Origin of the sequence: Sporosalibacterium faouarense (genome assembly GCF_016765695.1) — a bacterium.
Classification (GTDB): Bacteria; Bacillota; Clostridia; order Tissierellales; family VENL01; genus Sporosalibacterium; species Sporosalibacterium faouarense.
Window position 1 is genome coordinate 19828 of sequence record NZ_JAETGO010000010.1, and the last position, 14762, is coordinate 34589.

Annotated in this window: 18 protein-coding genes; 1 reads left to right on the forward strand and 17 read right to left on the reverse strand. The window is 32.2% G+C overall.

What is annotated here, in order from left to right; all coding sequences use genetic code 11:
• Positions 1-172: 172 nt before the first annotated feature.
• From JMO20_RS01255 to JMO20_RS01280, 6 genes are all read right to left on the reverse strand, one after another.
• Positions 173-1228 (reverse strand): glycosyltransferase family 4 protein, encoded by a 1056-nt coding sequence (locus JMO20_RS01255; protein WP_202707381.1) that lies wholly within the window; start codon positions 1226-1228, stop codon positions 173-175.
• A gap of 254 nt (positions 1229-1482) precedes the next feature.
• A complete protein-coding gene (locus JMO20_RS01260) occupies positions 1483-1929 on the reverse strand; it encodes a deoxycytidylate deaminase (protein ID WP_202707383.1) in 447 nt (148 codons plus the stop codon).
• A 221-nt stretch (positions 1930-2150) separates the two neighbouring features.
• Positions 2151-2780 (reverse strand): uracil phosphoribosyltransferase, encoded by a 630-nt coding sequence (gene upp, locus JMO20_RS01265; RefSeq protein WP_202707386.1) that lies wholly within the window; start codon positions 2778-2780, stop codon positions 2151-2153.
• A 42-nt stretch (positions 2781-2822) separates the two neighbouring features.
• Positions 2823-3272 (reverse strand): ribose 5-phosphate isomerase B, encoded by a 450-nt coding sequence (gene rpiB / locus JMO20_RS01270; RefSeq protein ID WP_202707389.1) that lies wholly within the window; start codon positions 3270-3272, stop codon positions 2823-2825.
• Positions 3273-3419: 147 nt separating this feature from the next.
• On the reverse strand, positions 3420-3893 hold the full coding sequence (locus JMO20_RS01275) for an arsenate reductase/protein-tyrosine-phosphatase family protein (protein ID WP_202707393.1): 474 nt from the start codon (positions 3891-3893) through the stop codon (positions 3420-3422).
• A 5-nt stretch (positions 3894-3898) separates the two neighbouring features.
• Positions 3899-4948 (reverse strand): L-threonylcarbamoyladenylate synthase, encoded by a 1050-nt coding sequence (locus JMO20_RS01280; protein WP_202707396.1) that lies wholly within the window; start codon positions 4946-4948, stop codon positions 3899-3901.
• Positions 4949-5092: 144 nt separating this feature from the next.
• Here JMO20_RS01280 and JMO20_RS01285 point away from each other — a divergent pair, with 144 nt between their 5' ends.
• Positions 5093-5830 carry a ZIP family metal transporter gene (locus tag JMO20_RS01285; protein ID WP_202707406.1) on the forward strand — a complete coding sequence of 246 codons (738 nt, stop codon included), beginning with the start codon at positions 5093-5095 and terminating at the stop codon, positions 5828-5830.
• Between the two features lie 15 nt (positions 5831-5845).
• Here the strand turns inward: JMO20_RS01285 and JMO20_RS01290 are convergent, their stop codons facing one another.
• From JMO20_RS01290 to JMO20_RS01340, 11 genes are all read right to left on the reverse strand, one after another.
• Positions 5846-7045 (reverse strand): cation:proton antiporter, encoded by a 1200-nt coding sequence (locus JMO20_RS01290; protein ID WP_202707409.1) that lies wholly within the window; start codon positions 7043-7045, stop codon positions 5846-5848.
• 36 nt (positions 7046-7081) lie between these two features.
• The gene (gene prfA, locus JMO20_RS01295) at positions 7082-8152 is read right to left on the reverse strand and encodes a peptide chain release factor 1 (protein WP_202707412.1); all 1071 of its coding nucleotides are present in this window, start codon (positions 8150-8152) and stop codon (positions 7082-7084) included.
• Between the two features lie 90 nt (positions 8153-8242).
• Positions 8243-8764, reverse strand: coding sequence for a chromate transporter (locus JMO20_RS01300; protein ID WP_341533970.1), 522 nt, complete (start codon positions 8762-8764; stop codon positions 8243-8245).
• Positions 8765-8884: 120 nt separating this feature from the next.
• The gene (locus JMO20_RS01305; protein ID WP_202707415.1) at positions 8885-9430 is read right to left on the reverse strand and encodes a chromate transporter; all 546 of its coding nucleotides are present in this window, start codon (positions 9428-9430) and stop codon (positions 8885-8887) included.
• A gap of 26 nt (positions 9431-9456) precedes the next feature.
• Positions 9457-10356 (reverse strand): peptide chain release factor N(5)-glutamine methyltransferase, encoded by a 900-nt coding sequence (gene prmC / locus JMO20_RS01310; RefSeq protein WP_243414602.1) that lies wholly within the window; start codon positions 10354-10356, stop codon positions 9457-9459.
• A gap of 377 nt (positions 10357-10733) precedes the next feature.
• Entirely contained in the window at positions 10734-11099 is a 366-nt protein-coding gene (locus JMO20_RS01315; RefSeq protein WP_202707418.1) for a hypothetical protein, read from the reverse strand.
• Between the two features lie 77 nt (positions 11100-11176).
• A complete protein-coding gene (locus tag JMO20_RS01320; protein WP_202707421.1) occupies positions 11177-11611 on the reverse strand; it encodes a MarR family winged helix-turn-helix transcriptional regulator in 435 nt (144 codons plus the stop codon).
• Between the two features lie 225 nt (positions 11612-11836).
• The gene (locus JMO20_RS01325; RefSeq protein ID WP_202707424.1) at positions 11837-12433 is read right to left on the reverse strand and encodes a thymidine kinase; all 597 of its coding nucleotides are present in this window, start codon (positions 12431-12433) and stop codon (positions 11837-11839) included.
• An 86-nt stretch (positions 12434-12519) separates the two neighbouring features.
• Positions 12520-12720 carry a 50S ribosomal protein L31 gene (rpmE, locus tag JMO20_RS01330; RefSeq protein ID WP_202707426.1) on the reverse strand — a complete coding sequence of 67 codons (201 nt, stop codon included), beginning with the start codon at positions 12718-12720 and terminating at the stop codon, positions 12520-12522.
• Between the two features lie 119 nt (positions 12721-12839).
• Positions 12840-14210, reverse strand: coding sequence for a transcription termination factor Rho (rho, locus tag JMO20_RS01335; protein WP_424141312.1), 1371 nt, complete (start codon positions 14208-14210; stop codon positions 12840-12842).
• A gap of 194 nt (positions 14211-14404) precedes the next feature.
• Positions 14405-14762, reverse strand: a 358-nt coding sequence (locus JMO20_RS01340) for a fructose-bisphosphatase class II (protein ID WP_202707430.1), incomplete at its 5' end; no start/stop codon positions are given.

Genomic DNA, 14762 nt, shown 5'->3' on the forward strand with positions numbered 1-14762 from the left:
TAACTTTAAGTTGTCACTTATAACCCTATTCTATCTACAAATTTAGTAGAATTATTCCCAAACACTAAATTAATTAAGGCTTAAATTGTGCGCCGTATACACTTGATTATTATATATCATACTATGTAAAATCAAAAGATGGAGTTTCAGCTCCATCTCATATAATCATTAATTATTCTTCTTTTTGCCTTATACTTTCTCTTCTCTTTAGTCCAATCAAACCCATTCTTATAGCACCAATAACTCCTACCGTCGTGACTATACCTAGTATAAGAGCTCCTCTTTGTGTATCTGAATCATTAATTAGGACTGCTGAAGCTCCTAAGCATACACTTATTAAATACAATATAAGAACTGTTTGCTTTTGAGTCAAACCTTTATCTAGCAATCTATGATGAAGGTGTCCTTTATCAGCCTTCCAAGGTGGTGTCTTATTTATAAGTCTTCTACAGATAGCAAAGGTTGTATCAAATATAGGAATACCAAGTACTAATATAGGCACAGCTATTCCAATGGCAGCTACGCTCTTCATTACACCTTTAATAGCAAGTACCGAAAGCATGTAGCCTAAGAACAATGCTCCTGTATCACCCATAAATATCTTTGCTGGATTAAAGTTATGTGGTAAGAATCCAAAGGCTGATCCAGCTAATATAGCTGCGATTATTGCTATACTAAAATATCCATTAACTGATGCAACAAATAATAACGACATAGCAGATATAGATCCAACTCCTGCAGCTAAGCCATCTAAACCATCAATAAAGTTTAAAGTATTTGTTATTCCAATAACCCAAAACAATGTTACTGGAATTGACCACATACCTAAATGAGTTAATCCATCAACTTTGTCAAAAGGATTGGAAATAAAGTCTATTTTTACATCTACTACAATCAATACACAAGCAGCTAAGATTTGAGCTAAAAATTTAGTTTTAGCAGAAAGTGGTTTAATATCATCTATAATTCCTGTTATAACTATTATTGTAGCTCCAATAATAATTCCTATAATGCTTCTATCTATATATTTCACAAACAAAAGTATGGATACAATCGTACTAATATAGATTGCTAATCCACCTAATCTTGGTATTGGCACTTTGTGAACTCTTCTTTCATCTTTAGGCACATCAATTGCACCTACCTTATTTGCAATCCACTTGACAAAAGGAGTGACTACATAAGAAATAATCAACGCGGTCAAGAAGGGCAAATAAAACTCATTCATAATAACACTCCTTCTTTAGCTTATTAGAAATCTTTAGTATTTTTAGCATTTATTAATTACTACGAATATCTCATCTTAATTTTAATTTATATAATTATGATAGTCAATATACTATAACATTGTGGAACTATAGAGTAACTATTCCAAATGTTGAAATTTCAAATCATAAATCCTTATATTAAAAGTATATTACAGTAAAATGTATCTAAATATTTAATTTTCATACTTTTAAACAAAAGATATTTAATCTATTGTTATTTATTTCCAAAATCTACGAGTTCTACACCTGCTTCTGATAATAATTTGCTCGATAACTCATCTGGGTATCCTGAAGCAAAAACAACCTTTCTTATGCCTCCATTAATAATCATTTTTGCACATAACACACAAGGATGATCTGTAACATATATAGTAGCATCTTTTATGCTCACTCCTGAATTAGCTGCATGCACTATTGCATTTTGTTCTGCATGTAATCCACGACATAATTCATGTCTTTGTCCTGAAGGTATATTCATTTTATCCCTTAAACAACCAGTCTCAGAACAATGCTTTAATCCTGTTGGAGCTCCATTATATCCAGTAGACAATATACGCTTATCTTTTACTATCAATGCACCTACCTGTCTTCTTAAACAGGTCGATCTCTTTTTTACAACTTGTACAATTTCCATGAAATATTCATCCCATGATGGTCTCATCCTTATCCCCCTTCATACAATACGTAACAACTCTCTATTTTATATGCCTATAGTCTAAATCATGTATATATATAAGTATACCATATTTCCTATGTCTTTTTATTATGATTAAGTAATACTTTATACTTGCTTATCAGCTTTATATTTATTCTAATAGACTCATCTATATATTAAAATTTTACTCTATAAAAAATCCGCCTATAAATAGACGGATTTTCAAACTATTTTGTTCCAAATAATCTATCTCCTGCATCTCCTAATCCAGGAACTATATATGCATGATCATTTAATTTTTCATCAATAGCACCTACGTAAATATCTACGTCTGGATGAGCATCTTGAACAACCTTTATGCCTTCAGGCGCTGCAATTAAGCATGCTAGCTTTATAGCTGTAGCTCCTCTATCCTTTAAAAATTGAATAGCTGCTTTAGCTGAGCCTCCTGTAGCAAGCATTGGGTCAAGAACGATTAAGTCTCTTTCTTCTACATCACTTGGAAGCTTGCAGTAGTATTCTACTGGCTCTAAAGTTTCTGGATCTCTATAAAGTCCAACGTGACCTACTTTGGCTGCTGGTAGAAGATTTAACATCCCTTCAACCATTCCAAGTCCTGCTCTAAGTATAGGTACTATTCCTAGTTTTTTTCCAGATATTACTTGTGACTTAGTTTTTTGAATTGGTGTTTCTACTTCAATCTCCTCTAATGGTAAATCTCTAGTAACCTCATATGCCATAAGCATTGATACTTCCTTTACCATTTCCCTAAATTCTTTAGCACCTGTGTTTATATCTCTAATAAACGTTAATTTATGCTTTATCAATGGATGATTCATTTCTGTAACTTTTCCCATAAAAAAACTCCTTTCTCTACAAGTATTATAAATCCCGTCCTATTATATCACAAATTTATTTTCTATATCAGAAATTTTATTCACTCTTCTTTCGTGTCTTCCTCCTTGGAATTCACTTTCAATCCATGTATCAACAATCTCCATAGCCAAGTCCCTGCCTAAAACTCTAGCTCCTAAAGCTAATACATTTGCGTTGTTATGCTCCTTTGACATTCTTGCAGAATAACAGTCACTACATAATGCACATCTTATACCTGGAACCTTATTTGCAGATATGGATATACCTATCCCTGTTCCACAGCAAACTATTCCCAATTCACAGGTTCCTTCCTTAACTGTTTCTGCAACCTTACGACCAAACTCAGGATAGTCAACGGATTCAGTAGAATTAGTTCCACAGTCGACATACTCTATTCCCTTTTCTTCTAGATGATTTTTTATTAGTTCCTTTAACTCATAACCACCATGATCACTTCCTAAAGCTATCTTCATAATACGCCTCCTTTACAAATTAACTATATTTTTACAAGATTTTATTCGATCTTCGACTTATTCAGTCACATTAAATAATAAAGTGATTGAATACCAGAATCACTAGAATATAATCTTGAATAAAACTTTAATATGCAATTTTTTCAATCAATCAGTGTTTTGTAATTTATCTAGCACTTTTTTTAATGCTTCTTTAATTTCTTTAGCTGTTTCTTCATATCTTTCTACCGTCTGACCAAATGGGTCAGTGATATCTAATAGCCCTTCATCTCCTGAATAAGCATACTCTTTTAAAGTATATACCTTATTTTTAGCTTCAGAATCAATATCAAGAACAAGATTTTTATGTCTCAGAGTCATAGTAAGAATCAAGTCGGTTTGCTTAATAAGTTCTTTAGTTATCATTTTAGATTTGTGATCAGATAATTCAATTCCTCTAGCTTCCATTACCTCAACAGCCTGAGGTGATGCTCCTTGACCCTCTACAGCAAAAACTCCTGCTGAATGAACTTTTACATCTCCAAGATCATTATCTACTTCACTTATCATATCCTTAAAAAGAGCTTCTGCCATACTACTCCTACAAGTATTACCAGTACATACAAACAAAATATCCTTCACAAAACTTACCTCCTCTTACCAGCTGCTTTTCTCATCCTATTCATAATTGCCTTACCTATTCCTATTTCATTAATACCCTCGGCAATTATTATATCTACACCTATTTCGTCAAATTTTCTTAAAACCTTAAATAGGCTTGCGGCAATAGTTTCAGGTTTATTTCTATCTCCAACTGTTATTACAGTTCCTGAACTATATTTATTATGATTTTGTGATGTAGCCATTATACCTACTTTTTTTCCTTCATTGTGATATGTATTTGAAAGCTCTATTATACTTTGTGCTATTGATTTTACTTCTCCTTCCACCACTATCATATCGGCTTTCGGAGAGTAATGTCGGTATTTTTGTCCTGGAGACTTTGGAACAAGATTGGCTTCACCTATGCTTAATGCAGGATCATATTCTACCTTTGGAAATACTTCCTCTAAGTCCTCTTGGGTTACCCCACCTGGTCTTAGTATTAATGGTACATCTCCAGATATATCTAATACTGTTGATTCCACCCCTATCCCAGTTGGGCCACCTTCAATAATAACATCAATTTTTCCATTTAAGTCTTCAATAACATGAAGTGAATCTGTAGGACTCGGTCTACCTGAAGTATTTGCGCTAGGAGCTGCAATAGGTAAGTTAGCTTCTCTGATTAGTTTCAGGGAGATTTTATGATTTGGCATCCTTATGGCCACAGTAGATAATCCTCCTGTTATTTTATCAGGAACTATTTTACTTCTATTGAAAATTATAGTTAAAGGTCCTGGCCAAAACCTTTCCATTAACTTAAAAGCTTTCTCAGGTATGTCTTCAACTAAAGAGTCTATTTGGCTTATATCAGCTATGTGAACTATTAGTGGATTATCATCTGGCCTTCCCTTTGCCATAAAAATATTACTAACAGCTTTTTCATCCAGTGCATTTGCCCCTAGACCATAAACCGTTTCTGTAGGAAATGCCACTAATCCACCTTTTTTTAGTACATCTGCTGCAATCTTTATTTTTCCTGACTCAGGATTATTTTCATCAATTTTTATAATTTGAGTATTTTTTCTTATCATAAAAATCCCTTCTTGGTTCTTTTTTTATATTATCTACCATTTTTATGGCATTTATTTCAGACTTTCAAATATATATTATATATCAAATCAAAGATAGTTCCAATTAAAAATTTGCAATATTAATGATAATAGGAAGGTGTTACAATGCAAGAAGTTTTAAGTATTACTATATTAGGCTCATTGGTAGGTATTGTTGGAACTGGCTTAGGCGGAATAATCGCTTTAAGCCTTGTTAGACCAAACAATAAATTTTTAAGTATTTTACTAGGATTTACCAGCGGTTTAATGATAGCAGTAGTTACTCTGGACCTTTTACCAGAATCACAAAAAATTGGTGGAATTAGGATTGAGATTATAGGTATTATCCTAGGAATAATAACTGTTATTTTTATTGATAATATGCTACCTAAAAACATTACAAAGAATGGCTTAAATAAAGAAGACTCTTTTCTAAAGGCTGGTATAATGATAGGTCTAGGCATTGCAATTCATAATCTGCCTGAAGGACTTGCTGTGGGATCAAGCTTTATTTTTACTGCTGATATGGGAATAAGAATGGCATTAGTTATATCGTTACATAATTTGCCCGAAGGAATTGCCATGGCTACTCCATTAAGAATTGGTGGCTTTCCTAAAATAAAGGTATTATTATTAACCTTAGCTTCTGGTGTTCCAACTGGCCTAGGTGCTTTTATGGGTGCTTTATTAGGTAATATTTCCGATTCATTCATCGCACTATGTTTAGCGATTGCCGGAGGAACTATGCTTTACATTACCTGTGGTGAACTTATACCAAATGCAAAAACCCTTCACAAAGGAAGGGCTTCAACCATCGGTGTTATTATTGGATTTATTTTCGGCATGATTTTCGTAGTTAAGTAATTGTATATATGCTTATTATACTACTCCTTTTACACACTCTTCTTTTCTAGATTCTTTCTTTCCTTTATCCCCAAAGGCTAGTTTAAGTAGTGGTGGAGTTATAACCGTACTTACTAAAACCATTAAAATGACTGATGTAAATATGTCCTTATCTATAATACCATTCTTAAGTCCAAGATTAGTTACAATAAGAGCAACCTCAGCTCTAGGTATCATACCTATACTAACTTGTAATGCTTCTCTGTTAGTAAATTTTGAAAGCTTAGCTCCTATACCACACCCTATTATCTTTCCTAGGACTGCAGCTAATATTATCGCTCCACTCAAACCCAATACTCCAAATGCACTATTTATATTTACTTCTAACCCAATATTAATAAAGAAAATGGGCGTAAACAAAGCATAAGCAATACTTTGTATCTCATGGGAAACTCTATTTCTATGAGGAGTTGTTGAAAACACTACCCCTGTAAAGTATGCACCAATTATTGCAGCTACACCTAGTTCTTCTGCAACAAAAGCTAAAAGAAAACAGAAAATCAAGGCTGCCGTAAGTACACGATTATCTCTACTTACTATATTCGAATATTTGGTTAGTATTTTAGAGAATATGACTCCAAAACCTATTGAAAATACAAAAAATAAGCTTATTTTACCTAGAACAAGGAAGATACTCTCACTTTGAGTTGGACTTATCATACCAATTATTAAAGTTAGTAATATTATGCCAGCAACATCATCAATTATTGCAGCACCTAAAATACCGATTCCCTGTCTAGTTCTTAAATGTCCAAGCTCTCTCAAAGCTTGAACTGTTATGCTAACACTTGTTGCAGTCAATATAACACCTAAAAATAGACCCTCATTTAAAGTGGCTTCTGGTTTTGATAAAAGTACAGCTAATATTCCCAATCCAAAAGGAAAAGCCACTCCACCTAAGGCAATTAATGTTGATGATCTACTAGACGCCTTTAAATCATCCAAATCAGTCTCTAACCCTGCAATAAACATTAAGAGAATAACTCCTATTTCTGCCATATGAGCTATTCCTTCTGTGGCCTTAATAAGATTAAAAACTGAAGGACCTAATAGTAACCCCATTACTATTTGTCCTAATACAGCTGGCTGTTTTAACTTCCTACTTATAAATCCTCCGACATTTGCAAATAGCAGTATAAGTGCTATATGCAAAAGGAAAGTTAAATCCCCTTTCAATTAAATCATCCCCTAGTTGTAACAGTATTTATTTAGTTAGCTTTCTATCTCTTGTAACCTTTCTGCTTGATCAGTTGTAATTAATGCATCAATCATTTCATGTATATCTCCATCTAAAAATGCATCAAGCTTATATACAGTCATATTAATTCTATGGTCAGTTATTCTTCCTTGAGGGAAGTTATAAGTTCTTATCTTAGCACTTCTATCTCCCGAACCTACCTGACTCTTTCTTGCTTGAGCTATCTCTGCATTTTGCTCAGCTAGTTTTTTATCATATAATCTAGCTTTTAAGATTTTAAATGCCTTATCTTTATTCTTAAGCTGAGATTTCTCATCTTGACATGCAACTACAATTCCAGTGGGCTCATGGGTCAATCTAACTGCTGAATCAGTTGTATTAACACTTTGACCACCATTACCTGATGAACGATAAACATCCACACGAACATCATTCATATTAATGTCAATGTCGATATCGTCGGCTTCTGGCAGCACTGCCACGGTAGCTGTTGATGTATGAATTCTACCACCCGATTCAGTAGCTGGTACCCTCTGTACTCTATGAACACCACTTTCATACTTTAACTTACTATAGGCGCCTTTACCTTTAACCATAAATATAACTTCTTTAAATCCACCAACACCCTGATTATTACAGCTCATAATATCAATCTTCCAACGCTGTTTCTCAGTAAATCTTGAGTACATTCTGAAAAGGTCACCTGCAAATATACCTGCCTCGTCTCCACCTGCACCAGCTCGAATTTCAACAATAACATTTTTATCATCATTAGGATCTTTAGGAACTAAAAGCATCTTTAACTCTTCTGTTAACTCTTCACTTTTTTGTGTTAATTCATTAACCTCTAACTTAACCATTTCTTTAAAATCGTCTTCTAGCTTATCTTGAAGCATTTCCTTAGCTTCCTCTAGTTGCTCTACTACTTCTTTATATTCTCTATATTTAACAACTATAGGTTCTATTTCAGCATGCTCTTTTACATATTTTTGCCATTCTTGAGTATTACTTATTATTTCTGGGTCACTTATTTTGGAGTTTAAATCTTGGTACTTATCAACTAAAAATTCTAATTTTTCTAACATAATTTCTTCACCTCAATTTATTTGAATTGCTAACTAATAATTATATCATAATAGTTCTTTTTTGAATAGATATACTAAAATTTTACATATTTAATAAACTAATACCCCAACTAATCCAGCTCCGACTATGGCTAATATAGGATGTAGTTTTTTGACTCCAACTACATAAAAAACTCCCAAAGCTATTATAACACTTTTTATATCTATAAATGTATCTTTTCCAACAAAGAATGCGGCAGATGCTATTAATCCTAATACCACAGGACGAATCCCCTTAAATGCCCATTCAACATATTTTGAATTTTTAAACTTATTTAAAAAATGTGCTATGGTTAGTACAATTATCAAAGACGGAAGTATTACAGCAGTAGTTGCCGTGAATGCACCTACAAAACCATCTAATTTATAGCCTAAAAAAGTTGCACTGTTTATTGCTATAGGTCCTGGTGTCATCTGAGCTATAGCTAAAACGTTAACAAATTCCTTACCCGATAGCCATTGATGATTTTGAATGATTTCATCCTGCAGTATTGGTAACATGGCATATCCACCACCGAAACTAAATGCTCCTATCTTAAAAAAAGATAGAAAAATATTTATAAGAATATCCACTGTCTATTTCCTCCTTAGTAAAATCCACAGTTACTTGAGGAAATTACATATTAGAATTTTATGCAAAAATATATCCAATTTGTAAATATGCAATTTCCTCACTTATGTATATATTTCTAATTAACCGTTTTTTGTTGCCCTTTTTATTCTATATAGACCAGCCCCACAAACTCCTGCGAGAACAATAATAAATATTGGATTTACGTTCAATAGGGCAACTGCTACTATGGTTACAATTGAAATCATTAGGGTTACCTTATTCAACTCGATGCCTTTGCTAAATCTAAGTACAGCTGTTGATATTAATGCAACTACTGCTGGCCCTATACCAAGGAATATTTTTTCAACTATGGCATTATCTTTAAACTTATAGAAAAAGACTGCGATAGTTAGTATTACCACAAATGATGGTATTACTACAGCCAAAGTACAGACAATAGCTCCTAAAGTTTTCTTAATCCTATATCCCACAAATACAGATACATTTACTGCTATAGCTCCTGGCGCTGATTGAGCAATTACTACTGTATCGATAAACTCTTCATATGTTAACCATTTATTTACATCTACAACCTCAGCCTGTATTAAGGGAATCATAGCATAACCTCCCCCAAAGGTGAAAGCTCCTATTTTTAGAAATGTAATAAACATCTTTAGTAGAATCATTAGACAAATTCCTCCTCATTTCTTCTTCAGTTACTTTTTTCCCAGTTTGCAATTACTGCTCTTTCCTTTCCAGCTAAGTCCTTTCTTATTCTAATATTATTGAAGCCTTCTATTTCTTCTAATAGCCTTTTTAAATCTGATCCTTGATTATAACCGATTTCAAAGCCTAACACTCCTTTATTCTTTAAATATTCAGGACTACCTAAAATAATCTTTCTATAGAAATCTAATCCATCAGCCCCTCCATCTAAGGCTAATCTTGGTTCATATTTCGATACTTCTTTTTGTAAGGTGTCTATATCATCCGATGGAATATACGGAGGATTAGATACAATTATATCGAACTTAATATCTTTATTTAGTTCCTTTATTGGTTCAAATAAATTCCCTTTTAAAAGTGTCACTCTAGATTCTAAACCCAATTTTTTAGTATTTACCTTAGCTATTTTATGGGCTTTTTCACTTATATCTACCGAATAAATCCTAGCGTTTTCTAGATAGTACGCTAAACTCAGTGTTATGGCACCACTTCCCGTTCCTATATCCAATATATTGATTGTATTCTTATTGAACTTTTCTTTTGATTTTACAACTTCAATTATCCACTCAACTAATGTTTCAGTGTCAGGTCTTGGAACAAGCACCCCTTCTCCAACCTTAAAATTTAATCCCATAAACTCTTGATCCCCTAAAATATATTGGAGAGGATATCCAGTCTTTCTTTTGTTTAATAAACTTAGAAAGTTATCCACAGTTTCGCCTTCAATTATCCTGTCTCTATGTGTATAAATATATACTTTATCTACATCCAGTGCATAACTTAACAAAAGTTGAGTATCAAGCATTGGATTTTGAATATTTCCTTCTTCTAAAACCTTTATACCTTCTTCAAATAATTGCTGTATCGTCATATTATTTTTTCTCAAATAAAACACTCCTTACATTTGACATACTCATTATATATCATCTATATAGATATCACAATATTTAGAAGAATAGGATTCTGTAACCTAAATGAAAAAGGAAGCAATTAAGCTTCCTTTTTTTGAAGTAAAATATATTAACATCCTCCATATCCATAAGGCATGAATAGTATTACAAGAAGTAAGAAGAAGAACAATAAACTACTGTCAACTCCACCGCATCCACCAGACATAATTAATCCTCCCTTCATGTAACTATTTATTAAATTTTTCATCTTAATATCTAGTTCTTTTTATATCCTATTCCATTAATATAATATGTTCTCCATTTACTTATGTGACGAAAAAAGAAGTCCAACAAATTTGGACTTCTTATCTATTTACTCACTAGGATTATTTTTTATAAACTCTTGCCTACATTCCCAACTACAAAAGTAATGTCTTGTATCATCTCTTACTACTATATATGCTTTATCCTTTGGAACTTTACATCCACAGTTTTCATCTACTACCATTTCTATTTCTATGACTTTTTCTTTTACTTCTTCTTGTACCTCTTTGTTTTTAACATTATTATATTCATCTAATCTTTGATTTAATGATTTATTAGCTTGATTTTTTCTCGATAATTCATCATTGCTTTTCGTTTTCTTACTAATAGCAATTGAAGTCATAATAATTCGGAATATAGCTCTTACAAAAAACATTATGAAAAATACCTCAACAACGTCTACTAATACGTCCACTGAATACCACCCCTCTAATTCATTTCTTTTATTTAATCAATCATATATACCAGTTTTTAAGTTTATATCTAGATAATCTACAATTCATTATCTAATTTCCCTAATATTATCCTGAACATTTTCATTTCTTCATCTGAAAGTATGCCAAGTAATAGCTCCATATTTTTCAATCTCACTTTAGATACTTCAGTGTGAAGTTCTAACCCTTTTTCAGTCAAACTTACTAATACTTGTCGTCTATCTTCTTTTCCAACCTTTCTTTCTACATATCCTTTTTTTATCAATCGGTCAATTGTAGTAGTTGGAGTACTTATGGTAACTCCTAACTTATCAGCTATTTCACCCATTGTTTTATTCCCTATACTACCTATCACAAACATTGTTTGCAATTCTTTTCTTGTTAAGTTATCTAATCTATCGCATAGGGTATGTCCTTTAAAAATCTCATTTAATTTTTTTTGAGTTTTAGTTGAAACCCTTTCAATTAATTCTATATCTGCTTTCTTAAGCATAGTTAAAACCACCTTAAACTTATTTGGATTTTCCAACTATTTAATTTTAATAGTATATTATTTTCTTTTATCAGTCAATGGTAATTATCTTAAAATTCAGTAATATATACTTCGGTAAGAAATTAAAACAAAAAAAATATCCACCTAACTAATAAGTGGATTACAATTTCATCTTTATTTTTTATTTTATAAATAAATTAGTATGTATAAGATAATTATACCCTTCTACTTACGATCTTTAACTTCCTTAATCTTGTAATAGCACTCTGGACATAGGGATTCATATTCTACATTGTTTTCATTGTCTATAGCCACTTGGTCACCTTCAAATACAAATTCTCCATTTATTTTTCTTCCATTTAATATGGCCTTCTTACCACATGCACATATGGTTTTTAGTTCCTCTAAGCTATGGGCTAATAATAGTAGCCTCTCGCTTCCTTCAAAGCCGTTCATCTGAAAATCAGTTCTAAGACCATAGCATATAACTGGTATATCCATAGTAACGGCTACCTTAAATAGTTGATCTATTTGATTCTTAGTAAAAAACTGCACCTCATCTACTAAAATGCAATGGATCTTTCCATGTCTTTCGTTCCACTTTTGGACCTCATCATATACATTTTTATCATTGCTTAAAAGCATGTCCACTTTTCTTGATATTCCAAGTCTAGATATGACCTCATTATCTCCTTTTGTATCAATCATTGGCTTTATTATAATTACTTTCATTCCACGCTCTTCATAGTTATAAGCCACTTGTAAAAGACTAGTAGATTTTCCACAATTCATTGCTCCATATCTAAAGTATAATTTACTCATATTTCGAACCCCCGAGATTTTATTATATTTTACATAAAAAATAAAGGCTAGAAACCCGAGGTTCTAACCTATTAAGCATATAGTTCTTACTGAATACCGTATTTTTTCTTGAATTTATCAACACGGCCACCCTTGTCAATTCTCTTCTGACGACCAGTGTAGAATGGATGACATTCTGAACAAATTTCTACTTTTATTTCATCCTTTGTTGATTCAGTTTCAAAAGTGTTTCCACATGCACAGTGAACTGTTGTTTTTGAATAATTTGGATGTATCTCTCTTTTCATTGAATTCACCTCTTTCTCTCGGTTTATTTATATAAGATTTTATCTTCGCTTTTTCAACTAATACATTATAGCATATTAAAATTTCATTTTCAACTATAACTATTAAACTCTATTTATATTTAATATTTCATTTGATTCTTTAGCATATCTATAAATTCTTCATTATCCTTTGTGGATATTAGGCTATCAATAATCCTCTCTGTTACTTCTACTATTGGTGCATTACTTAATGCTTTTCTAATACCCCATATAGTTTCAAGCTCTTTTTGACTCAATAATAAGTCTTCTCTTCTAGTTCCTGATTTATTGATATCTATTGCAGGGAATATTCTTTTCTCAGATAGCTTTCTGTCTAAATGAACCTCCATATTGCCTGTACCTTTAAATTCTTCAAAGATTACATCGTCCATTCTACTTCCTGTTTCAACAAGGGCTGTTGCAAGAATAGTTAAACTGCCACCACCCTCAATATTTCTTGCAGCACCAAAAAATCTCTTTGGTCTGTGTAGTGCTCCTGGATCTAAACCACCTGAAAGTGTTCTTCCTGTAGGAGGAATAGTAAGGTTATATGCTCTGGCAAGTCTAGTAATACTATCTAATAATATAACAACATCCTTGCCATGCTCTACTAGTCTTTTTCCTCTTTCTAAAACCATTTCTGCAACCTTTATATGGTGCTTTGGTTGCTCATCAAAAGTAGAATATACTACATCTCCTTTAACTGACCTTTGCATATCTGTAACTTCTTCAGGTCTTTCATCAATCAATAATATTATTATCTCCATATCTGGATGATTTCTTGCTATACTATTAGCTATTTTTTTTAGTAGAATTGTTTTACCTGCTTTTGGTGGTGCAACTATCATACCTCTTTGTCCTTTTCCAATAGGAGCAATAAGGTCAATTATTCTAGTTGCTAGCTCATTAGTATGGGTTTCTAAGCTTATTCTTTCTTCTGGATATATAGGAGTTAATGTATCAAAGTTAGGTCTTTTAGATGCAGTATCAGGTTCTTTATCATTGATTTTTTTTACATAAAGAAGGGCTTTATACTTTTCTCCAGACTTTGGTGGTCTAGTAATTCCTGAAATCTTGTCTCCTGTTTTAAGCTGGAATCTCCTAATTTGAGATGGAGAAACATAAATATCTTCATTTCCAGATAAATAATTCTCATATCTCATGAACCCATAACCATCTGTATGTAGTTCTAGTATTCCTTCTGCTAAGTTTATATCGTCACTCTGCTGTATTTCCTCACTTATTTTGTCAGGCATTCCTTCTGTACTAAATTTTTCCGACGTATCATTGTCTTCTTGAACATCTTCTAGTTTTTTCAATATTATATCAATTAGTTGATCTTTTTTGTATTTAGTCGGGCCTTTTATGTCTAGTTCCTTTGCAATAACCCTAAGTTTATCAAGTTTTTTCTTATTTAAATCGGTCCGATTCAAATCTTCACCTCCATACTCACAAAAAATAAATTTAAATATAAGTGCTCTATTTTAATCTTTACCAATATATGTATTTTTTTATACGGAATTTTTGAAATTAATTGGGAAAGTAATTTAGGCAGGCCTTTGATAAGGTAATATTATCATTTTGTCAAAAATAAGTCAACTTGTAAATTTAGAACTGATTGCACAAGAAGGTACAATCAGCTCTTAATTATATTTATTATCTTATATTATTTAGCATACTCAGGCTTTTTATCCAATTTATGAACAGCTTCTACAAATCTTATTGTTCCTGTTTCCGATCTAGTTACCATAGAATATGTTTTAGCTGTATTATTTTCATGATAAACTACACCTTTTAATAAGTCACCATCGGATATTCCTGTTGCAGCGAAGAAAATTTCATTGCCTTTTGCTAGATCTTCCATAGTTAATACTTTGCCAACTTCATCAATCCCCATGTTATGGCATCTTTCTATTTCTTCACTCTTTTTATTATATATTCCTGGCATTAATTTACCTTGGAATTCTCCACCCATACATTTAAGAGCTGCTGCGGCTATTACTCCTTCTGGAGCTCCACCTATA